Below are 25240 nucleotides of genomic sequence, written 5' to 3'. Positions count from 1 at the left end.
TAACAGAAGGACCTGAAAGACATGACCTATGAAAACGACACCATTACCGGTGTCGACCTTAGCAAGATCGCCTATATCCGGGCCATCGAAGTCAATGAACTGAGAAGCCTGCCCAGCGAAGCGCTGGAAACCGTAAATGACCCAGACTCGCTCTTTGTCCTGACCACGGGCGAGGGACAGAAGCTCGCTATCGTTGAGGGCCGCGATGCCGCCTTCAAGGCCGCGGAAATGAACAGCCTGACCCCGCTCAGCGTTCACTAAACCCTATGGCTCTTGCCGGGCGCTTTTATTGCCCGGCAGCAGGGCCTTGAACACTTTCCCAACATCATTGACGCTTGAGCCGTGCACGGCCCCTGCCCGGTAAACCCGCGTGGCGAGCCATAGGATCACAACGGTTGCAAACGCCATCAGACCAAGCTGAGCCAGAACCTCCCACAAGGGCGGCTCGGTCGGCATCCGCAGGATCAGCAGGAAGGGCGTAAAGAACGGTACCCAGGCCATGGTCTGGATCAAGGCTGATTCCGCGTCATTGATCGCAAAAGCCAGCATAAAGAGCGGCGCCATCAGCATTACGATCAACGGCGTCATCAAGGTCTGTGCCTCCTGGATCGTGTCACACAGCGACCCAAGCGCAAGGAACAGAGAACCATACATCAGATAGCCCAGCACAAAGCTCAAAATTGCCGGGATAAACAATGCCGGGTTTGCGGCCGCTACGAGCACAGCCCCAATACCACTGGCAAACTCCGCTGGCAGGCGCTCTTGCCCGATCATCACCAGTATAGATGATCCCACACCCCAGAAGGCCATCAGCGTCAGCGCAAGCGCCAGAACTGCAAGCAATTTACCCGCCAATAGGTTTGGCAGTTTCACTGAGGTCAGAAGGCTGTCAAAAATCTTGTTCGAGCGTTCCTCAATCGTCCCCATGAGCAGGTAATTGACCACGGAGAAAATCAGGAACCAGAGCATAAATGCCATCATGATTGACATAAAGAAGGGCGCGCGATCTTCAATTGTGATGGTAGCCGTCCCTTCACCGCCATCGGCACGCAGACGTAATTCCTCGATCGGGCGCTGGGCGCGCTGGGCATCTTTCAATAAGCGACTGGACACCCCAGCCTCCGCAAACACGCGCTCTTCAGCTAACCGTCGCTCAGCGCGGCGGGCCAGATCCCGTAAGTCACGAATTTGCAGGTTCTCGCTCCAATACTGAATGGCCGACCCATCTGCCGGGACATTCAGAACGGCAAACAAAGGCTGTGCCCCCTTCGGCGTATCTACCAAGCGTTGGCCGCTGAGATACGGTTGCAGGGCTTCAATGCTGCTTGCAGGCGCAGGCACCATCACGAAGTCAGGTAGCGGTAGCGGGATTTGCGACCCGCCAGCCGCAGCCAGTGCCTCTTGTACGCTGGCCCCATTCTCTAAAGCGGCATCAAACAGATCGATCTTATCACTGCTACTGCCCTGCGCTGTTGCGACAAGATCAAGGCTCGCCCTCGCTGCGGTGACCTGAATGCTTTGCAGTTCGGTTTGCAGCGCTTTTGTAAACTCATCACCGCTCTCAATCACGGCAAAATACCGGGTCGGCGCACTGTTCTGTGCCAGCATCGGCGCAAACATGAAAATGCCGATGATAACCGGGGTAAACAGGAGGCCAAGCCAGAAGCCCCATGCAGTGACATAGCCAAGATAATCCCGGCGCGCGACAAGATAGGTTGAAAACATTATGCAGCCTCCTGCTCGGCACGGGCCGCCATTGAGTCATTAAGTGTATCGGTCAAATCCTGAGCCTCGGCCTCACTGACCAGGGAAACGAAGACATCGCGCAGACGGGTTTCCTGCGGCAGGAAACTGGTAATCGGTGCGCCGCCATCAATCGCTGTACGCAAGGCATTCTGCGGATCCTGTTGCGGTGACAGGCTGACCCGCCAGACATCGCCCTCTTCCACCTCAAGCGTATAACCCGCAGGTGCCATAACCTTCTTGAGGTCAAAGCCTTCAGAAACCCCAATCTTCACGGCCCGACCAAGAGCAGCGAACCCATCTTCCAGTGTGCCATCAAACACTTTTCGGCCTCGCGCCATCATCACGATCTTCTCGCAAAGCCGCTCAGCATGCTCCATGACATGGGTCGAGAACACGATGGTCGCGCCGCGCTTGTGCTCTTCAACAATCAATTCCTCAAGCGCCATCTGATTCACCGGATCGAGACCGGAAAACGGCTCATCCAGGATCAGAAAATCAGGGCGATGTGCGAGCGCACACAGGATTTGCACTTTCTGCGACATGCCTTTGGAGAGGCGCGACACGCGTGATTTCGCAAATGGCCCAAGCCCCATCATCTCCAGCATTTCATCAGCGCGCTTGCGGGCATCACGCGCACTCATGCCTTTGAGACGGGAGAAATAGGTGATGATCTGGCGCGGGCTCATCTTTTTGTAGAGGCCACGCTCTTCCGGCAGGAACCCAACCCGCCGCAAGCTTGTGAGATTAGGCGGCGCGCCATAGAGCAACGCCTCTCCACTATCTGGGGAAAGCACACCAAGCGCCATCCGCAGACTGGTCGACTTGCCAGCACCATTCGGCCCCAAAAAGCCGACAATCGAGCCTTGTGGGACAGAAAAATCGAGACTTTTGACCGCTTGAAAGTTGCCAAACCATTTGGTTGCACCGCGCATTTCCAGGGGGTTTTGCAAGGCCATCGCGGTTTCTCCGTCCAGTATTCACGTTTATCGATAAATAGTGCACATCTTTAATCATGCGAGGCTTGCCAAGCGCTTAAAGTCATCACACCATCTTCACCATGAAGAGCAAGTTCGGATCCGACACGACAAGTGGGATCATGAAACTGGGGACTTTAGAAGATCGTATTCTCCGCCCCAAGGACGTGAAGCCTTCGGTTCATCCCAATACTCGAGTGTGCGTTGAGACAACACTGGCCTCCATAGAAGCAGCTTTGTTGCGTCTGCAAAAAAACACATACGGCATCTGTACCCAGTGCGGCGCTAAAATCAGCGTTGAACGCCTTGATGACGATCCCATCCAGCACCTGTGTGACCGCTGCGAAGAGTAGCCATTCGCGTGCGGCACCTTTCACACCGAACCGAAACCCCCTACATGCCCTCTTCAGAATTGAGGTTGGAGGCCACCACTATGACAGCACCTGAATACGCGATCGAAGCCAGTGGCCTGACGAAAACCTACCGGGCTTCAGGCAAAATGCCGGAAAAAACCGCCCTAAAAGGGATCGACCTGAAAATCAAACGCGGTTCGATTTTTGGCCTGCTGGGCCCGAATGGGGCGGGTAAGTCGACCTTTATCAACATTCTGGCTGGCCTCGTTACGAAAACGGGTGGGACCGCCAAAATCTGGGGACTGGACATTGATCAGCACCCCCGCTCCTCACGCGCCGCAATTGGTGTGGTGAACCAGGAAATCACAATGGACCCGTTCTTTACACCGCTACAGGCCCTGGATCTGCAGGCGGGCTATTATGGTGTGCCCAAGGCGGAACGGCGCAGTATGGAAATCCTGACCGCAGTTGGCCTGGATGATAAGAAAGACGCCTATGTCCGCCAACTGTCTGGTGGAATGAAACGGCGCCTTATGGTTGCCAAAGCCCTTGTCCATAATCCACCTGTCCTCATTCTCGACGAACCGACTGCCGGGGTTGATGTTGAACTCCGGCGATCGCTTTGGGCCTATGTTCGTGAATTGCATGCGAATGGTACAACAATCATTCTGACCACGCACTATCTCGAAGAAGCCGAAGAGCTCTGCGATGAGATTGCGATCATTTCGCATGGCGAAGTCCTCGCGCAGGAGCCGACACCGCAGCTTCTGTCCCGTCTGGATCAACGTCTCCTCAAGATCACCCCTCGGGAGCCTTTGAGCACCCTCCCGAATGCTCTGGATGACCTCGATGTCTCCCTTGAGGACGGGGTGATTTGTATCAAGTTCCGCAACTCAGAGACTGGAATTGGCCGCCTTCTGGAGAAGGTTCGCGAAGCTGGTATCGGTGTCGCAGACCTCTCCACAGAGCAGCCAAATCTCGAAGATGTCTTCGTCGCCATGACTAGCGAAGCAGCTTAGACAGAGCCTCCGTCCTTAACCAGCCGCAGCTCGATCCGCTTCAACTCACGTAAAAGATTCAGCTGGTTTATCCGCATCCAGAACCAGACTTTCATCAAGCCAACAGCCAGGCTCATCCAGCCAAAGAACACGCCCCAGATGATGACATGCTTGAGGTCTTCAGCCTGAAACATGTTGTAGGCTGCCCAGACTGAGAGTGCGAAAAACACAAAGCTGAAAGCAAACGCAAACACTGTCCAATACCGCAACGGTCCGGAAAATGTTGCGCCCATTTGCTGAAACAGGCCTTCATCACGCTCCAGATCTTTCAGGAACGCCTCATCATCGGCGCTCAGACCTCTTTCGAAACGATCTTCAATATTGCTCATCACACGTCTCCTTTCAGACTGGATTTCAGTTGTTTGCGCGCATGAAAGATGCGCGATTTAGCCGTTCCCAAAGGCACACCCGTAGCCGCAGCAACCTCTGCAAGACTCAGCTCTTCAGCAAAGAACAGGATCGCGGCGGTTCGATGGTCCGGGCTTAACACCGCAAGGGCCTGCATGATCTCAACCCGCAGCTCCCCACGTGGCGGTTGTACGGGCTCCGGCACATTATCCATTGACTGCTCACGCCCACGCTGCCGCCGTTCCTTACGGATACGATCAGCACATTTGCGATGCAGAATGCCAAAGGCCCAGCTGGGGAACTTGGCGCTATCTGACAATCTTGGCCAGCCGCGACAAATCCCAACCCAGGCCTCCTGCACAGCATCCTGTGCCTGCTCCCGGTCTCGTAACAAATACAGGGCCGTTCGCATCAACCGCGGATACCAGCGTGCCGCCAGTCTCTCGCCGGCTCTGCGGTCACCGGCACGCGCAAGAGTGACAAGCAGCTCGTCATAAATCCGTCCTGTGTCCTGCTTGCTCACGCACGGGCCTCCTGGTTACCAACACTATGATAGTCGCTGCGGCCACATGAAAGGTTCAAAACAAAGAAGCAGACGCATTTTGCCGCGCTTCTCATTCGCAGCAGTCTCGACTATGCCCGCGCCATGACCCAAGATGACCACCAAGCAGAAAATAGTTTAGAACCAAGTGATTGGAGTGCTTTCCGAAAGCAGGCTCACGCAGTGCTTGATGCCACTCTGACCCATCTTGAAGAGGCCAGAGAGGGCAGAGTCTGGACGCCGGCTCCTGATGATTTAGCCGAGACTTTAAAAGCCCCCCTCCCCTCTGATGGCATTGGCACAGAAGCGGTACGCACAGCTCTGACAGACCTCTTGCCTTATGGGGTCGGCAACACGCACCCGCGTTTCTTCGGTTGGGTTCACGGCAGCGGCACCCCCTCTAACATGCTGGCCGAAATGGTCGCCGCAGCCATGAACGCGAATTGCGGCGGACGCAACCATGTTGGCCTGCAAGTCGAAGCGCAGCTCATTGACTGGTGCAAGCACATTTTTGAATTCCCAGAAACAGCGAGTGGCTTGATCGTATCCGGCACCAGCATGGCAACGATCATTGCCCTCAAGGCTGCGAGAGATCGCGCTCTAGACAATGCTCGAGACCAAGGCGTGACTGGCGCAAAGCTGGTCGCCTATGTCTCATCAGAAGGGCACTCTTGTCTGGCCCGCGCCCTCGACATACTCGGCTTGGGCATGAACGCCCTGCGTAGACTTCCCGTCACGGAGGCGTTTGAGATTGATACGGACAGTCTGGAACGGGCGATCCAGAAAGATCGCGCAGATGGCTTTACCCCATTTGCTCTGGTCGGTTCTGCCGGAACCGTGAACACGGGCGCCATCGATCCTCTGGCCCAACTCGCCATGATTGCGAAGCGCGAGCAACTCTGGTTCCATGTCGACGGGGCCTTTGGAGCCTGTATGGCGCTCTCAGAGCGTTTGAAACCTCGCCTTTCCGGGCTTGAGCAAGCCGACAGTCTGGCTTTCGATTTCCACAAATGGCTGCACGTCAATTACGATGCTGGTTGCGTTCTCATTAAAGATAAGACCGCGCACAAAGCCGCCTTCTCAATGCGTCCGGACTATCTGGCTGCGAGCACGAGAGGCCTCGCCGCAGGAGAGACCTGGCCAACGGATCTGGGCCCTGAACTCTCGCGCAGCTTTCGCGCTCTTAAAGTCTGGGCGCAGCTTCTGGAATTTGGGCCAAAGCGCCTCGGAGAACAGATCGAACAGAATGTCGAGCAAGCGGCTTATCTAACGGATCTGATCGAGCGTCACCCTCGTCTTGAAAGGCTTGCGCCTGCGCCCTTACAGATCAATTGTTTTCGGCCGGTATGGCCAGCACTCACCGAGGTTGAACGAGATCAGCGCGTCAACACACTTGTTGAAGACTTACAGATTTCCGGCATTGCCGCCCCTTCAACGACTCGTATCCATGGCAAAACCGCCATTCGCGTGAATATAACCAACCATCGCACAACTAGAGCTGATCTCGATATGCTCGTCGAAGCCATTGATCGACTTGCCCAAGTTTAAATATTGGTCCTTATTGTTCTTGTGGGTGACGTACCTAGCGTTTTTACAAAAACAGGGAGGCATAAATGGACGATCAGGATAAGGACTCTGCGGAGGTTGAAGCAACGCCAGATATGGCGACCACACCGGGCTTGCCATCGGTTGCAAAAATTGAACTCGGCGCGCCGCTCGGTTGGCTTAAGCGTGGCTGGAGTGACTTTACCAAAGCTCCATTGCCTTGTTTGATTTACGGGATTGTTCTTGCCGGAATAAGCGCTTTTATCGGCTGGGCACTGGTCTTCAGCGGAGCCTTTGCCTGGATTTTTGTTTTGGCTGGGGGGTTCTTTCTGATTGCCCCGGTCTTGGCTATGGGGCTTTATGAAGCCGCACGGCAAATCGAGAAAGGTGAGACGCCCAGCCTTGGTGATATGGCCTTTGTGCGGTCGGCTTTTCGCAGCGATCTTGCCTATCTCGGCTTGGCGCTGTTCCTGATTTACCTGTTATGGACGCGCATCGCACAGGTTGTTTATGCGCTATCAACCCGGACATTACACAAGACACCCGCTGAGTTCCTGACCTTCATGTTTACTGATCCAGATGGACAAATGATGGCTGTCACTGGAACTGTGGTTGGGGCGATTATCGCCTTGCTCGCCTATATGTTGGTTGTGATCTCTGCCCCGATGATGCTCGACAAGAAACGCGATGTCTGGACGGCAACGATTACCAGTATCCGCGCGGTGTTGGACAACCCTATGCCTATGTTGTTCTGGGCACTGATTATCTCTGTGCTGACGGCAATAGGGATTGCAACAGCCTTCTTTGGCCTGATCATCGTCTTTCCATTGATTGGACTGGCAAGCTGGCACGCCTATCGGGAACTTGTCCCTTCCCCCTAGGTGAGCGTGGACAGGGCGTAACAAGCCGATAATCTTCTCTGCAAAGGCCAGAAGAGCCGCCGGAGGAGACACAGCGATGCACCCCAGCCATCATGCCCAGACCATGCCCGACAAGCCTGCCTATATCATGGCAGGCTCGGGCGAGACTGTGACGTTCAAACAGCTTGAAGATCGATCCAATCAGATCGCCCACGCCTTTCGGACTTTAGGGTTGAAAACTGGCGATACCATTGCCCTGTTCGCAGAAAACTCACCGCGCTTCTTTGAGATATGCTGGGCCGCCCACCGTGCAGGCTTGTATTATGTGGCCATCTCATCTCGCCTGACGACGCCCGAAGTTGACTACATTATCAAGGATAGCGGTGCACGTCTGCTCATTGCCTCAGCAGGTTTGCGTACAGTGGCTGAAGACGTGAAAGTCATCACAGAGCTTGATGCTTACTGGTCTATTGATGGCAAGATTGAAGGTTTCGAACCTTTGGAAGGTGTGCGGGCCGGTATGCCAGAAAGCCGGATTGCCGATGAACGTGCGGGCACGGATATGCTCTATTCCTCTGGCACCACGGGGCGCCCAAAAGGCATCCGTCCCCCTTTGCCGGAAGACCCTGCCATTGATGCCAGCAATGCCCTGATCATGATCGCGCAGGGTCTGTTCCGCATTGTCCCCGATGGGGTCTATCTCTCTCCTGCCCCACTCTACCATGCCGCACCGTTGCGCTGGTGCATGAGTATGACAAAGTTCGGCAATACGCTGATCATAATGGAGAAGTTTGACGCCGAGACCTATCTGGCATTGGTTGAGAAATATCAGGTCACGCATTCCCAAACTGTGCCGACCATGTTCGTCAAAATGCTGAAACTACCAGAAGACGTTCGCAACAAGTATGATGTCTCCAGCCTTAAGGCCGTTGTACACGCAGCAGCTCCCTGCCCGATCCCGGTCAAGGAACAGATGATCGACTGGTGGGGCCCGGTGATCGAAGAGTATTATGCCGGCTCTGAAGGCAATGGTATGACGTGGGCTAATTCAGAACAGTGGCTTGCCCATAAAGGCACGGTCGGGTTTCCAATCTGGGGCGAATTGCATATCTGCGATGAGGCTGGTGACGAAGTTCCTGTAGGCGAAGAAGGCCAGATCTACTTTGGCGGCACGCCAACGCCAAACTATCACAATGATCCCGAGAAAACCAAAGGCGCACTCAACCCCAAATGCCCCGATTGGTCATCGCTCGGCGATGTTGGCAAAGTTGATAAGGATGGCTTCCTCTACCTTACAGACCGCAAAGCCTTCATGATCATTTCCGGTGGCGTGAATATTTATCCGCAAGAGGCCGAGAATATCCTGATCACGCATCCATCTGTGGCCGATGTCGCGGTGATTGGCGTGCCTGACGAGGAGTTCGGTGAACAAGTGAAAGCTGTGGTTCAGCCAATGGACGGCATTCAAGGGACACCGGAACTCGCAGAAGAATTACTCGAGTTCTGCCGCTCGAATCTCGCCAAAATCAAATGCCCGAAAAGCATTGATTTTGACCCTGAACTCCCACGTCACCCCACGGGAAAGTTGTACAAGCGTTTGGTGCGCGACCGCTATTGGGGTAAGAAGGACAGTCGGATCGTCTGATCCATCAACCTTCTTGAGGGGAGCAAACCCATGAAGCTCGGCGCCTTTTCCATCAGCCTGACCGTGAAAGACATTTCCGCGTCACGTAAATTTTATGAAGCTCTCGGTTTTACCACGGAGGGAAACGAAGCGCATAAATGGCTGATCATGAAAAACGGCGATACCTTGATTGGTCTGTTTGAGGGTATGTTCGACAAGAACATCCTGACCTTCAATCCTGGTTGGGATCAGGACGCCAATGAGGTGAACCCATTCGATGATGTCCGTGAAATCCAGAAGCAGTTACGCAGTGCTGGTATCGAAATAGAGACAACTGCTGATGAAGCTGGTTCAGGTCCAGCCCATATCACCTTCACTGATCCAGATGGTAACAATATCATGATTGATCAGCATCGATAGCAACCTGTCATAGCTATAGGCATTTTACGTCTGAACACCCCGCCCATCCGCACAGACCCACGGATTGATTCCCTGCGTCACCCCTTGCGTGTTTCGTCGCCGCGCGCTTGATTGTCCCGGATCATTCTCAGGAGGATACCATGGCGAACCCGACCACTGTTCATTACAACGACCTTGAAAGCCTGACCGGCAAAGAAATTGGTGTCTCGGACTGGCACACGATTGACCAGGAGCGCGTCAACATGTTTGCCGAAGCGACTGGTGATCATCAGTGGATTCATGTCGACGTTGAGCGCGCCACCAAGGAACTCGGCAGCCCAATCGTCCATGGCTACCTCACCTTGTCTCTTCTCCCGATGCTTGGTCCGGAAGTGATGCGCGTTGAAGGTACAACCCGGGGAATCAATTACGGCGCGAACAAAGTACGCTTCACCAATATGGTGCCTGTCGGCTCGAAGCTGCGCATGCGCCAGACCGTTAAAGAGGTGAATGCCAAGGCTGGCGGCAAGCAGATGATCTCTGAATGCACAATCGAGATTGAAGGTCAGGAACGCCCGGCCTGTGTCGCCGAGACCATCACAGTTTTATACGGCTAGAACAGCCCCTTAACCCTCAGGGGTGATGATCGATAGCCATGCACGTTTAGTGTGCCCTCATAGAGGAGGCACGCATGCGCTATTTCATCACCCTGTTCCTTACAGCTCTGGCATTTTTGACGCTGTCACTATCGGCAAGCGCCCAAACCCCAACACCGGAACAGCTTTTTGAAGACGCGAAAGCGCGTATCGAAGCGGGTGAGATCGATAATGTCCTGGAAGATTTCGTGTCGGCGTGTGCGCAGTCCTATGCAGAGGCCTGTAACTATGTCGGTCTAATCTATAGCGCATCAGAAGACAGCGATGACTTCAAAACGGCCTTCAGCTTTTTTGACATGGGTTGCAACCTTGGTGGCGCGAGCGCCTGCGAAGGCAAGGGCAACCTGCTCTTCGATGGCAAGGGTGTTGAGAAAAATGATACGGCTGCACGTGCTGCATATATAACCGCATGTAACGGGAATAATGCAGAGGGCTGCTTCTATCTTGGCAGCATGGAGTACAATGCCCAAGGCGGACCAAAGAACCTCTCCAGCGCACTGATTTCATTTAATAAATCTTGCACCCTTAGCCACACGCAGGGCTGTGAATCTGCTGCTTATATGCAGCGCAACGGCGAGGGCGGGGCAATTGATTTCATAAAAGCCGCCAACAATTATCAGAAGGCGTGCGACCAAAACCTAGCCGGCGCATGCAATGTTCGCGGCATCATGCATGAGCGCGGTGAAGGGGGTAATGTTGATTATGTCAAAGCCCGCGCCTTTTACCAAAAAGCTTGCGATGGAAATAATGGCTTTGCCTGCGATAATCTCGGCGATCTCTACAATGATGGTAAGGGTGTCGCTAAAGACATGGTTGCTGGCAACATTGCCTACGCAAAGGGATGCGAACTCAACATCGCCGCATCCTGTTACCAGGTTGGATATTCAGCTCATTATGGCCGTGAACAGGCCGTTGATTATGCACAAGCCATAGAGGCATATACGAAAGCCTGTGACGCAGGTAATGCACGTGGCTGCAACAATCTCGGTGTTTTACATGCCGATGGCAAAGGCTTTCCCAAGAATGATCCTAAAGCTTTCGAGCTCTATCAAAAAGCTTGTGAGTTAAATAATGCAATTGCCTGCCGGAATATCGGTGATTTCCTGAGAGATGGCCGCGTTGGCGAAAAAGATGTCACGCAGGCGCATACCTATTATATGAAAGGCTGCGCAGGCGATGATGCGACAGCCTGTTACCAGACAGGATATGCCTACCATTATGGTCGCGGTATAGACATCGATTATGCCAAAGCCCATACGGACTACACGACAGCCTGTGAGAAGGACTATGCTAGCGGCTGTAACAATCTCGGCGTTCTTTACGCAAGTGGGCTCGGTCGCGACAGAAATGACGGTATTGCCAAGTCATTTTACGAGAAAGCATGTTCACTGAAGAGTGGTGTTGCCTGTCGCAATCTCGGTGACTTTGCTGTGAATGGTCGCGCTGGCGCAGCTGACTTAAGAAGTGCTCATAATTTCTATAAACAGTCTTGTGACCTAAGCGATGGGGCTGGGTGTAACAGTTTGGGCTTTTCGCAGTTCAAAGGTCGTGGTGGCTCGATTGAGCCGGTCGCAGGCCGGGCAAGCTACAAGAAGTCATGCGATCTGAACTTCGCCCAAGGCTGCAGTAATCTGGGACTGGTACACTATAATGGCGAAGGTGGACCGAAAGATGATGTGACCGCGCGCGCCCTGTTCAAAAAAGCCTGCGACGGCAACTATAATGATGGTTGTCGCAACTATGGTGTCGCTTTGAGAGAGGGCATAGGCGGCACGGCTGATGAGGCAGGCGCTGTAGTTGCTCTGACCAAGGGATGTAACCTTGGCGCCCAGGCAGCCTGTCAAATGCTGTCAAAATAACTATATTATGGGATCAGAAAGAAGGAGTTCCTGATGATCCCTGCTATGCCCAAGCCCGGCAATGAAAAGAAGATCACGCGCTCCAATGCCGAATGGCGCGAGCGTCTGACAGAGGAACAGTTCCGCGTTGGCGTGAAAGAAGGCACAGAGCGCGCCTTCACCTCAGAGCATAATGAGGAGAAACGTGATGGCGTGTTTCATTGCGTCGGTTGCGATACGCCGCTCTGGTCATCAGAGCATAAGTTTGACAGTGGCACAGGCTGGCCAAGCTTCTGGCAACCGATCCGCGAAAGTGCGGTCGACACGAAGACAGATTTCAAGCTGATCTACCCGCGTACAGAGTGTCATTGCGCAACCTGCGGCCTGCATATGGGCCATGTTTTCAAGGATGGCCCACCCCCGACCGGGAAGCGCTGGTGTATCAATGGGGTCGTGTTGAAGTTCAAAGTCGCAGGAACTTAAAACTCATCACTGGACAAGTGTAACAACATGGATAGGCTCGCTCGCAATTTGATATTGCGGAGTCTCTCATGCGTTTATCCACCTTCCTGTCGTCCGCTGCCGCCGTAGCCCTATTCACAGCCTGTGGCGGACAGAGCGAAACCCCTTCTGAACCTTCTACGGAGATCAGCCAGACCGTGCCGTTTGACCTTGCTTCCCTTACCCCTCCTGCTGCGACGCGCATCCCTGAGACTATCGAACAGGTCGGTCGCACGCGGGTCGATCCTTATCACTGGATGAAGGATGAGAACTGGCAGGAAGTCATGCGTGACCCAACCGTTCTGCGTCAGGACATCCGCGAATACCTAGAGGCTGAAAACGCCTATACCAAGGCTGGCCTCGAAGAGCCATTGGCTGGCCTGACCGATGAACTGTTCGAAGAGATGCGCGGCCGTATCAAGGAAGATGACCAGTCACTTCCAAATGTGGACGGTCCTTACGCTTACCTGACCAAATTCCGCACTGGCGGCGAGTACCCGATCTTTGCCCGTAAGCCTGCAGCAGAAACCTATAATGAAGAGGCCGAAGTCGAAATCCTTTTGGACGGCGACAAAATGGGGGAAGGCAAAGCCTATTTTGCTTTCGGGGCCCTGGGTCATAGCCCAGACCATAAACTGGTCGCCTATGCCTATGATGATCAAGGTTCTGAGGTTTACGACATTAAATTCCGTGATCTCGCGACCGGTGAAGACCTTCCTGATGTCGTAACGGGCACAGCTGGGTCTTTTACCTGGAGCGAAAACAGCGATGCCATCTACTGGGTGGAACGTGATGATAATGGCCGCCCGGTCGCTGTACATCGCTATGCCCTGGGCGGTGATGGGACGTCCACCGAGATCTTCCGCGAAAGCGATCCAGGCTTCTTCACCGGGGTCAGCAAATCCCAAAGCGGCAAATATATCTTCGTCACATCCGGTTCTCACACAACATCGGAAGTCCGCTTCTTCCCGGCAGATGCCACTGACCCAGAGCCACAACTCATATCCGCACGTGAAACCGATCTGGAATACAGCGTTGATCATTGGGAAGATAACTTCGTTATTTCGACGAATGAAGGTGGCGCCGTCGACTTCAAGATTGTTACCGCTCCTGTCGATAATCCCGGGCGCGAGAATTGGGCAGAAATCGTCCCACACCGCGCCGGGACACTTATTCTCGGTATGGAAGTGCTTAAGGATCATCTAATCCGTCTGGAGCGCAATGAAGGTTTGCCCCGCATTGTCGTGCGCGAGCGCGAAAGCGGTGAGGAGCACACCATCGCGTTCGAGGAAGAGGCCTATGACCTGTCCATGTCGACGGGCTACGACTATGACACAACCAGCATGCGGTTTGAGTATTCCTCTCCATCAACCCCGGATCAGGAATACGATTATGATGTTGCTTCGCAAGAACGCGTCCTGCGCAAAACCCGTGAAGTACCGTCTGGCCACAATCCCGACGATTACATCGTTACCCGCATTATGGCCCCGGCTCGGGATGGAGAGACGGTCCCGGTAACCATCCTTCGTCACAAGGATACGCCAATTGATGGCACGGCCCCAATGCTGCTATATGGCTATGGATCTTATGGTAGCACAGTATCAGCCCGCTTCCGTACGACGCCACTCGCCCTTGCCAATCGCGGCATGGTTTACGCCATCGCTCACCCCCGCGGATCAATGGCAAAAGGCTATCAGTGGTACCTTGATGGGAAGCTGGAAAAGAAGGTCAACACGTTCAACGATTATGTTGATGCCGGTAACCACCTTGTCGCGGAGAACTATACAAGCCGCGGTAATATTGTTGGTATGGGCGGTTCTGCCGGTGGCTTGCTGATGGGTGCAGCCGTCAATCAGGACCCCGAACTGTTTGCTGGCATCATTGCGGCGGTTCCATTCGTCGATGTGATCAATACGATGTCGGATGAAAGCTTGCCGCTAACCCCGCCAGAGTGGCCGGAATGGGGGAACCCAATCACCAGCGCCGAAGACTATGATACGATCATGGCCTACAGCCCATATGATCAGACAGCGGATATGAACTATCCAGCCATGCTGATTACAGGTGGCCTGTCTGACCCTCGCGTGACCTATTGGGAGCCCAGCAAGTGGGCCGCCAAACTGCGCTATGAGGCGCCTGAAGCGGGCCCATACTTCCTTCGCATCAATATGGAAGCTGGCCATGGTGGTGCCTCTGGGCGGTTCGAGGGCTTGAAAGAAACAGCCCTTGAATATGCCTTCGCGCTCTCGGCAGTCGGTAAGGCTGAGACCCTTAAACTGAATGAGGACTAGGTCGCTTTAGACCATTGACCCATTTCAAGTTTTCCGGCGAGCGCGTATAGTCAGGCCTAATCTGTCTCCACAGACAAGGACCCTGATTTGCAAAACGCGCTCGTCGATCCTTCCCAGACGCGGACCGCATCGCTGTCGCAGCCGAGTGTTCGGTTGGCGCAAATCATGCCCCTTCTGAACACAGCGGCAGCTGACGGCGTTGATACACCGACCATCATTTCGCGCTATGACATCACACAGAACGATGTAGATAATGCCATTATTCCGCTGGTCGATTACTTTCGAATTGAACGGGATATTGCCCGCGCTTTAGATGATCTGACGGCTCATCTTTCGACCCGTAAGCTGACCTACCAAACCGGCGAATTCGTACTGGAGCAGATCAAGAAATCAACAACGCTGGCCGATGCCATTGCCAGTCTGGCCGACTATTTCAACATGATGCATGGCGGCACCTACAACACCGTTACAAGGACCGCTCAATCCATCACGCTGATTATCGATGATCAGGATTTTCCTTACTCGGTTCGCGAACATACCGACCTTGTCCGTTTGATTGGCGAGTGCGTCCAGATCAAAGTTCACTGTCTGCTCGATAGTTTAAGCGACGGTCTCGCGGCCAAAGCCTTACGACGTACAGGCATTGTTCGCTCCTCAGCCAGTAAAGAGACTACGCATCTCCACTTCTGGCCTCGCCTGCCGCAAACGGGGCGGGATACCTATAGCCTGACCTATGACCTACGCCTTGCCAGCCAGTCCATTCCAAAACCAGAAAAGCTGGATTTAAGCTCGGATGGGATTTTCAGTCGGGTCATCAATCATCTTGAAAGAACTGGTTTTGCGCATCGCGACCAACGGTTTATTGAGCGCACCCTCGATATCATTGAAGATGGGTATTGGCAGCAGGAAACTGTCGCGGAACGCTTGTCCGTCAGCGTTGCCACATTGCGGCGACGACTCGCCGAAGAAAGCACATCCTTCCGCCAATTGGTCCAAGAGAATCGCCTCAAACGAGCTGAAACTCTCCTGTTTCAAGGGCATAGCATCCAGTATGTAACAGACGCCCTTGCCTATTCCGATATTCGTGCCTTCAACCGCGCCTTCAAGCGCTGGAGAGGCATGACGCCTGCCGCTTATGCACGACAGCAAGATGGAGCCGCCTGAGCGAAAATGTTCACCACACTTGTTTCGTGCGGTCATAGGCGGTGACACAACTTCCTATAGTGTGGCGTGGCTATAAAAAATATATGCGGAGGAAAACTATGTCTGCCCAGAACACTGGATTAGTGCGCTTTGGCCTCGTGTCTGCGATGGCGCTTGCCTTGGCCATGCCTGTTGCCACAGCTCAGGAAGAAGCATCTGAAGAAGATGAAGCCCGGCGGTTTGGCCCGGTCCTGGTGACCGCGCAACGCCGGGAAGAAAACCTGCTGGACGTGCCGGTCTCGGTTTCGGCTTTCGATGGGGATCTGCTTGAAGACCTCGGCGTTGCTGACCTCACCGAAGTGGCGAAAATCAGCCCGAACGTCACTTTGGAAGTGTCTCGCGGCACGAACACAACTCTAACCGCTTTTATTCGTGGTGTGGGGCAGCAAGATCCGGTGGCCGGTTTTGAGGCTGGTGTTGGTATCTATATTGATGATGTTTACCTGAACCGTCCACAAGGCGCTGTCCTTGACGTCTTTGATGTAGAGCGGATCGAAGTTCTGCGTGGTCCACAAGGGACACTCTATGGCCGCAACACGATTGGTGGTGCCGTAAAGTATGTGACCCGCGGCCTAGGCGATGAGCCAATGTTTAAAGCCGACCTCGCACTCGGTAGCTTCAATCAGCGCGACCTGATCCTCACCGCGGGTGTGCCTCTGTCTGACACATTCCGTATTGGTGGCTCCTTTGCCATGCTGCAACGCGACGGGTTCGGCGAGAACATCAATATCGGTGGCGACAATTACGATAAGAATATCACTGCCGGACGTCTCTCAGCCGAATGGGATATCACCCCGGACTTCAACCTGCGGGCGTCAGCAGACTATCTGACAGACAAGTCATCGCCACGGCAGGGTCATCGCCTGATCCCAGGTCAGTTCTCCGGCGCGCCTGTGCTGGACGATGTGTTTGATACACGCGCGGGTCTTAATGTCGTTGAGCAAGACGCGGAAGGTGGCGGCGCTTCGCTTGTTGCGGAATGGACGATCAATGATGCGTTCTCTCTAAAATCTGTCACAGCCTATCGTGAGGATGAGAGCACAACCCCGATCGACTTCGACTCCCTGCCGAGCGGCGACCTTGATGTCCCAGCCATTTATGAGAATGACCAGTTCAGTCAGGAATTCCTTCTGAGCTATGATGGTGATCGTCTCAATGGTGTCGCTGGGGTTTACTACCTCGATGCCAATGCCTCGACCGTGTTTGACGTACTTCTGGCCAATACAGGTAATCTGATCAGCTTGCCTGGCCTGAATGCCCAGACTTTCGGTGATGTCGCGACAGAAACATGGGCGATCTTCGGTGATTTCTCTTATGATCTGACCGATGCACTCACGCTGACAGTTGGCGCGCGCTATACAGAAGACGAGCGGACCAGCCAGGTTCTCCGCCGAACATTTGTTGGTGGCTTCTCTGACTTCTTTGGCGGCTCAGGCGTGGCGATCGCAACCACATCTGACTTCAACGGGTCTCAAACCTTTGATGATTTCAGCCCACGGGTCTCTCTTGGCTATGCTCTGAACGACACATCAAACGTCTACGCGACCTACTCACAGGGCTTCAAAGGCGGTTCCTTTGACCCGCGTGGTCAGACAAGTGCAGCACCAGACCTGGATCAGAATGGCACTGTTAGTGCTGAAGAAGTGTTCGAGTTTATGCAATTCGACTCTGAAGAGGTCGATAGCTTCGAAGTCGGCTACAAGGCTAGCCAACTCGATGGCCGCGTGAGTTACTCACTCGCCGCCTTCTACAATGACTATTCAGACATTCAGATCCCTGGCTCAGTCGGTGTTGATACGACCGGCGATGGCGTCAACGACACATTCACTGGTGTTACCACCAATGCTGGGGCCGCGACCATCTGGGGCGTTGAATTTGAAGGCAATGCCACCCTGCTTGAGGGTCAGTTCAATGACTCTGACTTGCTGAACCTTGGTTGGTCCGTCGGTTACATTGATGCCGAGTATGATGAGTTTATCGATGCTTTCGGCAATGATGTTTCTGATCAGCGCGTCTTCCAGAATACACCGGATTGGACCGCCAGCGGACGCCTTGCCTATGAGACCCCGTTCACGATTGCCAATAATGATGGGACACTGCTCCTGAACACATTGGTTTCCTATCGCGGGGATACCAGCCAGTTCGAAACGCCAAACGAGTTCCTTGATCAGGAAGCCTACACGCTCATCGATGCGGGCATCCAATGGGAAACAGAAGGTGGCAGCTGGACCTTCAGCCTGAACGGTAAAAACCTGACGGATGAAGAATACATCGTTGCCGGGTATAATTTTGTGAACGTTGGCACCGCTGCAAATGGCACAAGAACCTTTACGCCAACGCTCGGCCTCGAAGGCACGCTCACAGCCTTCTACGGTAACCCGCGTACAGTGACCGTCGGCGCCAGCTACCGCTACTAAGGAAAGCTGAAGCCATGACAACGACCCCGGTTTCCTCCCAAGACCGGGGTCAGTTTGGCGGGCGTGCTTACGTCCTCGCCATTCTGACCCTTGTCTACACTTTCAATCACATTGATCGCCAGATCCTGCTGATCCTGATTGAGCCGATTAAGGCTGAGTTCGCGCTATCAGACGGGCAAGTCGGTGTTTTGACAGGCTTTGCATTTGCCTTCGTCTACGCAGTGTTTGGTATCCCCATCGCAATGTGGGCAGACCGTGGAACACGGCGAAATATTCTCGCACTGGCATTGGGCAGTTGGTCCGCCATGACTGCCCTGTCCGGCCTCGCCATGAATTACTGGCAATTACTAGCCGCAAGGATCGGGGTTGGCATTGGGGAAGCCGGTGGAACACCGCCTGCAACCTCGATGATTTCGGACCTTTATGGGCCAAAAGAACGCGCCTTCGCCCTTGGCATTTATACGGCGGGAATTGGCCTTGGCATCCTCGCAGGCTTTGCGATTGGCGGCTATGTCTATGAGTATTTCGGTTGGCGTGTTGCTTTCTTCGTGGCGGGTATTCCAGGCATCTTACTAGCCATCCTGCTCTATTTAACGGTCAGAGAACCAAAACGTGGGGCAGTTGAGCAACGTGAAGATGAAGGCGAAGCCTCCTCTCTGAAGGAGACATTCGCCTTCATTTTCGGACAAACCTCCTACCTCTGGATGCTAGCAGGATGTTTGTTGATTTGCGTTTCAGCAAACGCGTTTTTAGCTTGGACGCCAAGCCATCTTCAACGCACTTATGAGGTTGGACCGGGGGATATTGCGGTCCCACTGGGTCTTTTAATTGGGGGACTTGGGAGTATCGGTGCCATCGTTCTGGGGCGCTTATGCGACAAGCTCTCGGGTGGAAACCTGGCTTGGCGCCCATGGATGATTGCTGTCTGCGCTGCAATTGCCCTGCCTTTTGCGTGGATGTTCCTGCAGGCTGATACGATCATGATGGCCTATGCCTGGAATGCAGTCCCCAGCTTTATTGGCCTGATCTATGCTTCCATCGCCTATACAGCGTCACAGGAACTGGTTGGCCTTCGAATGCGGGCCTTTGCATCGGCGTTCACTCTGTTTTGCTTAACCCTGATCGGCATTGGCGGCGGCCCAACCATAGTAGGCTGGCTCAGCGATTGGTTCAGTGCAGGTGGCAATACCGCACCGCTGAAATCAGCCCTTGAGTGGATGCTCGTCCTGAATGCGCTTAGTGTGTTGGCCTTACTGATGTCTGCGCGAACCTATGCTCGAGACGCAGCCCGCGCCGCGGAGGTGGTCTAATGAAACATCTTGTCGCTGGCCTCTCGGCGCTTGCGATCCTGACAGCCTGCACAGGCGAACAGGCCGAGCCGACCACCCCTGAAGTCGAGACAGAAGTCGCTGCTGAAACTTTGCCGCGTTTCACGGTGGAGGTAACCGGCGAAGGGCCAGACATCATCCTGATCCCCGGCCTTGCTTCTCACCCTGAAACCTTTGCAACAACAGTTGTGCAGCTTCAGGACCGTTTCACGCTGCATTCTGTCCATGTCGCCGGGTTTGCAGGTGCGCCAGCAGCCGGAAATGATGGCGAGACCGATGTCCTGTTGCCTCTGGCAAATGAGATTAACCGCTATGCCGAAGGGCTCAGCGCTAAACCCTCCGTCATTGGACATTCTTTGGGCGGGCTTACTGCCTTAATCACTACTGTTGAGCACCCTGAGACCTTTGACAAAGTCATGGTGATTGATGTCCTACCCTTCTTTTCTGTGCTGATTGATCCAGAGACAGATGAAGACGCCATTGCGCCAACGGCTGCCTTTTTGAGAAGCACGCTCCTGTCGCAACCTGATGAAGTCTACGAAATCCGCCAGAGAGAAGCCCTTGCAGCCCTCACCAAGTCTGACGAAGCCTTGGAAAAGTCCCTGCAATGGTCGCTCGCGACGGATCGCGATGTGATGGCCGAAGCCATGCACGATGTGCTGACAACCGACTTACGGGATGAGATGTCTGGCTTTGCCGCGCCTTTGACAGTGCTTTACGCGCGCGACCCTGCCATTCCGAACATGGACCGTGCAGAGCAGCAATTCCTGGATGGCTACAGCCCTGTTCCAGATGTGAATATTGTACCGATGGACGGCGCTTTGCACTTCGTCATGTATGATCAACCTGACGCCTATGCAGCGGCTGTCGAGACCTTTGTGATGGACATAGACTAAGCGCGCAGCCTCAAACTGCCGCTCAGATTTGTCTGAATGTAACGAGTGGTACCTCTCGCCGGACTCGAACCGGCACTCTGTTGCCAGAAACGGATTTTGAATCCGTCGCGTCTACCAATTCCGCCAGAGAGGCTCTGCCTCTTTCAAAACCGCAATTGCAGCAAAAGCACAAGTCTTGTGCGCACTCATTCAAAGCATTTTTCAGCATGCTTACAATTTTTTAGAGCCATTGTTCAGCCCAAGGCAATCAGGCCTTTTTCGTGCAATCGCAACAGATCGCGCCTCTAAACCGAGATCCATGCCATTACTCTCGAACATCTCATACTCACTTCCTTGTGAGTGACCACTTGCATATTTTATTTCCTCCGGATAATAAGCGTTCGCTCACTAACAGAAGGAGAGCGTCATGAAGAAGACCATCACTTTCGCCCTGATCGGACTGACTTCACTTGGTCTGGCCGGTATCGCCAATGCCGATAGTTTCCAAAACATGTCCGAAGCGACAGGCGATTCCGCAAACGCCTCAGGCCGTGTTGTGGCTGCCGGCGGTCAGGTTGCCCTAGGTGCTGTCGCTGTGCCGCTTGCCCTCGCCGGGGCCGCTGTCCAAAGCGGCGGTGAGGCCGCGACAGAAATTGCTGGGGACATGTGGGATGTCGCCAACGCTCCCCTCGTCGTTGATGAGGATATTGCGATGGCACAACCCCTGCCTGAACTTCCACGTGTACCTGAAGCACCGCAAACTGAGACACCGGAGCAATAAGCATGCACCGATCACTTAAGACCTGTCTCACCAGCCTTGCTCTTGCAGGGCTGGTCACCACAACAGCCGCATCGGCAGTGGCCGACAGTGGCTCTGGCGGAACAACCTTCACACAGCGCTTTACAGCAGAAGAGGCCGCAAGCTTCTCAAAAGGCATCGAAAAGACACTGGCTGCAAAGGGCGCGCGGATTGCGATTGTTTTCCGCACGGGACGCACGCGGGACAAACTTCCAGACGGCATTGAGTATACTCATGGGGGGTTCTGGGTATACCAACCGATCGAGCGCGAGGATGGCAGCCATATGCGTGGCTATGTTGGCTGGAACCTTTTCCATGGGGACGGAGAAGAGCTGCCCAAAACTCAATCCTACCTCGCCAATGATTTCCCTTTTGAGTTTGTTGGTGCCTCGGCGGTTGATGATCTTGCTATCATCATTCCAACCCCGGCAATACAACGCCGTATCCTCACCATGATGGCAGATGGCCGCTATGAAGCGGTGCATGATCCAGACTACTCCCTGATCGCTTCACCTTTCGATGACCGCTATCAGAACTGTAACGAGTTCATGCTGGACGTCCTCGCTGCCGCGATTTGGGAAACAACAGATTATGCTCAGATCAAAGCCAATCTCAGGGCGCATTTCGAGGCAAGCCGGGTTAAAACTGGCCCACTGGCTCGAATGTTCGGCCCTATGGTCGATCGTCGACTGAAGCTTGGCGATCATCGCGGGAAGCCGATTCAGACTGTGACCTATGCGTCCCTAGCCAAGTTCATGATGGATCATGGCTATGCCGATGAGACGTTCAAGATCACACCAACCACTGTCGGTGCCTTACAAGTCGCGAAACGCTAGCCCCAAAAGCACTGGAGCGGGATTAGTCTCGCTCCAGTCGCAACCGCTCATCAGGATCAGTAAAGCTGTCGATCAAATTGAAGATGGCAGCAAAATCGTCGAGCAATTCACGAACGCGTTCAGGATTATCTAGCGGGGTGAACATGCTGCCTGGCTCAAAAAGGTCGCCGCCTTCAACCGCCAGCAGCATTTCACCATCAACGAACGCACAGCGCAGGCGCCCACCTCGAAACGTCTTTTCAAGATCGACAAGACGCTGCATCAAATCCGGGGTCAACAGGTAGCGCGCCTCGACCTGATCGGTGCCATAGACTTCAAATGCCTTTTCAAATTGCGGGGATTCAAGCCTGACGCGATCCATACCAAGTTGCCCACCAAAGCGATTGAAGATCCCTGCATCGCGCGTCACCAGAGTGCGCCCCAGAAAGCGCTTATGGAATTTAAAGCGCAGGCATTGGCCCTGAAAAACTGTGACCCATTGCGTTCGTGTGCGCCCTTGCGAGTCTCTGGTCGTGCGCTTGTCTTCAAGGTGGGCTTCAAAGAATTCAAACTCCACACCGCGGCGCACACCGGTAATGCGATCCTCATAGTCTGAACGATCCCAACCTGGCACGAGGCCATTGGCATGCAGGTCGTTGATTGTCGGCTGCGGCCCCGGAAGTTCGGTAAAAGCCAGATCAAACTGCTGTGCGACGGGCTGGACGAGCAGGGTCTTTGCTTCCTGCGAGAATTTCCGCAGCCGTGAGCGCCCGGCCCCCACGACTGCAAAGCCAATCACCCCGGCCACAATAGCAAGCTGTGGCACGCGCGCCGCAAGGATCGCCAACCCAGCGCCAACAATACCAACCGCCGACCCGATCCAGGTCCAGCGTGTTGCCTCTCTCGCGGCCAGTTGGCGCTCCTCCTCACGACTGAGCAGGGTTGGCAGCAATTCTTGCTGATACAGCCGAGGAAAATCGGCAAAGTCATCCGGCAAGCCGTGCATGGCTTGCAGAACAAGTGGATCAATTGGTTTTTCTGTCCCGTCAGATATCGGCGTAGACATGGCGTTCTCCGGCAAACCCTTCATGGGTTACCGCGCCAAGATGGGCTGGACCAACCAGTTTGGCAAACTTTGCCAGCGTCCCACTGCCATAAGCGGTTTCGCGCGGCTTCCAATTGCGCTGGCGTTCCTGCATTTCTGCCGGGGTCAGGCGAACGTCAATCGTGCCATTGTCAGCATCAATTGTGATCATGTCACCATCTTCGATCAGGCCAATCGGACCACCCTCAGCGGCCTCCGGACCAACATGGCCGATACAGAAGCCGCGTGTCGCGCCGCTGAAGCGGCCATCGGTAATCAGGGCGACTTTATCGCCCATCCCCTGACCATAGAGCGCCGCAGTCGTAGAGAGCATTTCACGCATGCCAGGCCCGCCTTTCGGGCCTTCATAACGGATCACGAGGACGTCGCCCTCTTTATACTCGCGCTTCTCAACCGCTTCGAAACAGGCCTGCTCACCATCAAAGACGCGGGCTGGCCCTGTAAATTTCAGGTTGCTCATGCCGGCAACTTTCACAATCGCGCCATTAGGCGCGAGCGAGCCCCACAGACCAACCACACCGCCAGTTGGTGAAAGCGGCTTGTCGGCTGGATAGATCACCTTCTGGTCCGGATCCCAGGTCACATCCTCAAGAATTTCACGCCAGGTTTTGCCGGAGACCGTCATGCAATCGGCATTGATAAAGCCATGCTCGTGCAAGGTCTTCATCAGCATCGGAACCCCGCCCGCTTCGCCAAAATCCTTGGCGACGTAATTTCCGCCGGGCTTCAGGTCCGCGATGTATGGCGTCTTCGCGAAGATCTCGGCAACGTCTTTCAGCTCAAATTTCACCCCGCACTCATGTGCCATGGCTGGCAGGTGAAGCGCTGCATTGGTGGACCCGCCTGTGGCCGCCACGACGATGGCCGCATTCTCAAACGCTTCACGGGTGCAAAGGTCACGAGGGCGTATATTATTCGCGATCAGGTTCATAACCGCTTCACCACTCGCGACAGCATACTGATCGCGGTCAAGGTATGGCGCAGGCAAGGCTGACGACAGCGGCAGGGCCAGGCCAATCGCCTCACTGACGCAAGCCATCGTGTTGGCCGTAAACTGGCCACCACAAGCGCCGTCGCCCGGACAGGCAATCTTCTCAAGCGCGGTCAGCTTGGCTTCGGTCATGTCATTAGAGCCTGCCGCATGCGCACCAACCGCCTCAAACACGTCCAGAACAGTAACGTCCTTGCCCTCAAACTCACCGGGCAGGATAGAGCCGCCATAGAGGAACACGCTTGGCACGTTCAGACGCAGCATGGCCATCATCATGCCAGGCAGGGACTTATCGCAGCCTGCAACACCGACCAGCGCATCATAGGAATGCCCGCGTATCGTCAGTTCAACTGTGTCAGCAATCCAGTCACGGCTTACGAGGGAGGAGCGCATACCCTCATGGCCCATGGCGATCCCGTCCGTCACGGTGATCGTGCAAAACTCGCGCGGTGTCCCATCAGCAGCTTTCACGCCCTCGGAAACCGCATGCGCCTGACGCATCAACGCCGTATTACACGGGGCTGCCTCATTCCAGCAGCTCGCCACGCCAACGAAGGGCTTCTTGATATCCTTCGTCGAGAGGCCCATCGCGTAATAATAACTACGATGCGGCGCCCGCGCCGGACCTTCGGTAACATGGCGGCTCGGCAGGCGGGATTTGTCCCAGTCTTTGCTCATAACGTATATCCTCTATTCCAGATGAGGATTAGTCACGAGAGTCGCGCCTGTCACCTCATTTAGGGGCTAATCTTGCTCAAAAATCGCTGTTTCACTGCCATTTGGGTCAATCATGCCGCGATACATGCCTTTTGAGTTGAAGACATACTCATACTGGCCGTCCCTATCCCATTCTTATAATGATCAGAACATATTGGGGCTTTTAATTTAAGCTGACGGCAAAAGCCTACTCGCAAATGACCATGCTACCGCGCGCATAGACGACGCCAAGAGTTCATATCCGGAAACGGAAATG

Annotated in this window: 23 protein-coding genes and 1 tRNA gene; 17 read left to right on the top strand and 7 right to left on the bottom strand. The window is 54.4% G+C overall.

Going from position 1 to position 25240, the window contains the following annotated elements:
• Positions 1-21 precede the first annotated feature (21 nt).
• On the top strand, positions 22-261 hold the full coding sequence (locus RYZ27_RS03580; protein ID WP_406680989.1) for a DUF1150 family protein: 240 nt from the start codon (positions 22-24) through the stop codon (positions 259-261).
• 3 nt (positions 262-264) lie between these two features.
• On the opposite strand, the gene RYZ27_RS03575 is transcribed toward RYZ27_RS03580, so the two are convergent.
• Both RYZ27_RS03575 and RYZ27_RS03570 read right to left on the bottom strand, forming a co-directional pair.
• Entirely contained in the window at positions 265-1725 is a 1461-nt protein-coding gene (locus RYZ27_RS03575; protein ID WP_406680988.1) for an ABC transporter permease, read from the bottom strand.
• Positions 1725-2702, bottom strand: a complete 978-nt coding sequence (locus RYZ27_RS03570) for an ABC transporter ATP-binding protein (protein ID WP_406680987.1) — start codon at positions 2700-2702, stop codon at positions 1725-1727. Before RYZ27_RS03570 ends, RYZ27_RS03575 begins: the two co-directional genes overlap by 1 nt.
• Before the next feature lie 101 nt (positions 2703-2803).
• On the opposite strand from RYZ27_RS03570, the gene RYZ27_RS03565 reads away from it, so the two are divergent.
• Both RYZ27_RS03565 and RYZ27_RS03560 read left to right on the top strand, forming a co-directional pair.
• Complete coding sequence (locus tag RYZ27_RS03565) at positions 2804-3073, top strand: TraR/DksA family transcriptional regulator (RefSeq protein WP_406680986.1); 270 nt, start codon at positions 2804-2806, stop codon at positions 3071-3073.
• An 80-nt stretch (positions 3074-3153) separates the two neighbouring features.
• Positions 3154-4092: an ABC transporter ATP-binding protein gene (locus RYZ27_RS03560; protein WP_406680985.1), complete on the top strand. Its 939-nt coding sequence runs from the start codon at positions 3154-3156 to the stop codon at positions 4090-4092.
• Here the strand turns inward: RYZ27_RS03560 and RYZ27_RS03555 are convergent.
• The gene (locus RYZ27_RS03555; protein ID WP_406680984.1) at positions 4089-4460 is read right to left on the bottom strand and encodes a DUF6768 family protein; all 372 of its coding nucleotides are present in this window, start codon (positions 4458-4460) and stop codon (positions 4089-4091) included. The two genes, RYZ27_RS03560 and RYZ27_RS03555, sit on opposite strands and share 4 nt — an antisense overlap.
• Positions 4460-5002, bottom strand: a complete 543-nt coding sequence (locus tag RYZ27_RS03550) for an RNA polymerase sigma factor (protein WP_406680983.1) — start codon at positions 5000-5002, stop codon at positions 4460-4462. The genes RYZ27_RS03555 and RYZ27_RS03550 overlap by 1 nt, the downstream gene beginning before the upstream one ends.
• Before the next feature lie 123 nt (positions 5003-5125).
• Between RYZ27_RS03550 and RYZ27_RS03545 the strand changes: the two genes are divergently transcribed.
• The 12 genes from RYZ27_RS03545 to RYZ27_RS03490 all read left to right on the top strand — a co-directional run bounded on the left by RYZ27_RS03545 (position 5126) and on the right by RYZ27_RS03490 (position 20578).
• The gene (locus tag RYZ27_RS03545) at positions 5126-6568 is read left to right on the top strand and encodes a pyridoxal phosphate-dependent decarboxylase family protein (protein WP_406680982.1); all 1443 of its coding nucleotides are present in this window, start codon (positions 5126-5128) and stop codon (positions 6566-6568) included.
• A 65-nt stretch (positions 6569-6633) separates the two neighbouring features.
• Positions 6634-7446, top strand: a complete 813-nt coding sequence (locus RYZ27_RS03540) for a DUF2189 domain-containing protein (protein ID WP_406680981.1) — start codon at positions 6634-6636, stop codon at positions 7444-7446.
• Positions 7447-7522: 76 nt separating this feature from the next.
• Positions 7523-9070, top strand: coding sequence for an acyl-CoA synthetase (locus RYZ27_RS03535; RefSeq protein WP_406680980.1), 1548 nt, complete (start codon positions 7523-7525; stop codon positions 9068-9070).
• Between the two features lie 30 nt (positions 9071-9100).
• Complete coding sequence (locus RYZ27_RS03530; RefSeq protein ID WP_406680979.1) at positions 9101-9469, top strand: VOC family protein; 369 nt, start codon at positions 9101-9103, stop codon at positions 9467-9469.
• Between the two features lie 140 nt (positions 9470-9609).
• On the top strand, positions 9610-10065 hold the full coding sequence (locus RYZ27_RS03525; RefSeq protein ID WP_406680978.1) for a MaoC family dehydratase: 456 nt from the start codon (positions 9610-9612) through the stop codon (positions 10063-10065).
• Positions 10066-10139: 74 nt separating this feature from the next.
• Positions 10140-11963, top strand: a complete 1824-nt coding sequence (locus tag RYZ27_RS03520; RefSeq protein WP_406680977.1) for a tetratricopeptide repeat protein — start codon at positions 10140-10142, stop codon at positions 11961-11963.
• Positions 11964-11996: 33 nt separating this feature from the next.
• Complete coding sequence (msrB, locus tag RYZ27_RS03515; RefSeq protein ID WP_406680976.1) at positions 11997-12425, top strand: peptide-methionine (R)-S-oxide reductase MsrB; 429 nt, start codon at positions 11997-11999, stop codon at positions 12423-12425.
• 68 nt (positions 12426-12493) lie between these two features.
• Positions 12494-14734 carry a S9 family peptidase gene (locus tag RYZ27_RS03510; protein WP_406680975.1) on the top strand — a complete coding sequence of 747 codons (2241 nt, stop codon included), beginning with the start codon at positions 12494-12496 and terminating at the stop codon, positions 14732-14734.
• A 165-nt stretch (positions 14735-14899) separates the two neighbouring features.
• Positions 14900-15898 carry a helix-turn-helix domain-containing protein gene (locus RYZ27_RS03505; protein ID WP_406680974.1) on the top strand — a complete coding sequence of 333 codons (999 nt, stop codon included), beginning with the start codon at positions 14900-14902 and terminating at the stop codon, positions 15896-15898.
• Positions 15899-15996: 98 nt separating this feature from the next.
• Entirely contained in the window at positions 15997-18354 is a 2358-nt protein-coding gene (locus RYZ27_RS03500; protein ID WP_406680973.1) for a TonB-dependent receptor, read from the top strand.
• Positions 18355-18368: 14 nt separating this feature from the next.
• Positions 18369-19664, top strand: a complete 1296-nt coding sequence (locus RYZ27_RS03495; RefSeq protein WP_406680972.1) for a spinster family MFS transporter — start codon at positions 18369-18371, stop codon at positions 19662-19664.
• Complete coding sequence (locus RYZ27_RS03490) at positions 19664-20578, top strand: alpha/beta fold hydrolase (protein WP_406680971.1); 915 nt, start codon at positions 19664-19666, stop codon at positions 20576-20578. The genes RYZ27_RS03495 and RYZ27_RS03490 overlap by 1 nt, the downstream gene beginning before the upstream one ends.
• 46 nt (positions 20579-20624) lie before the next feature.
• Here the strand turns inward: RYZ27_RS03490 and RYZ27_RS03485 are convergent.
• A tRNA-Leu gene (locus RYZ27_RS03485) sits at positions 20625-20711 on the bottom strand.
• Between the two features lie 273 nt (positions 20712-20984).
• On the opposite strand from RYZ27_RS03485, the gene RYZ27_RS03480 reads away from it, so the two are divergent.
• Positions 20985-21338, top strand: coding sequence for a hypothetical protein (locus tag RYZ27_RS03480; protein ID WP_406680970.1), 354 nt, complete (start codon positions 20985-20987; stop codon positions 21336-21338).
• Positions 21339-21340: 2 nt separating this feature from the next.
• Entirely contained in the window at positions 21341-22192 is an 852-nt protein-coding gene (locus RYZ27_RS03475) for a DUF2145 domain-containing protein (RefSeq protein WP_406680969.1), read from the top strand.
• A gap of 22 nt (positions 22193-22214) precedes the next feature.
• On the opposite strand, the gene RYZ27_RS03470 is transcribed toward RYZ27_RS03475, so the two are convergent.
• Both RYZ27_RS03470 and ilvD read right to left on the bottom strand, forming a co-directional pair.
• Positions 22215-23237 carry a DUF3137 domain-containing protein gene (locus RYZ27_RS03470; protein WP_406680968.1) on the bottom strand — a complete coding sequence of 341 codons (1023 nt, stop codon included), beginning with the start codon at positions 23235-23237 and terminating at the stop codon, positions 22215-22217.
• Entirely contained in the window at positions 23218-24945 is a 1728-nt protein-coding gene (ilvD, locus tag RYZ27_RS03465) for a dihydroxy-acid dehydratase (RefSeq protein ID WP_406680967.1), read from the bottom strand. Before ilvD ends, RYZ27_RS03470 begins: the two co-directional genes overlap by 20 nt.
• Positions 24946-25240 lie beyond the last annotated feature (295 nt).

This window comes from Hyphomonas sp. FCG-A18 (genome assembly GCF_045287255.1).
Taxonomy (GTDB): Bacteria; Pseudomonadota; Alphaproteobacteria; order Caulobacterales; family Hyphomonadaceae; genus Henriciella.
Note: the sequence above shows the minus strand (reverse complement) of the source record. Positions and strands in the feature narration are given on the sequence as shown.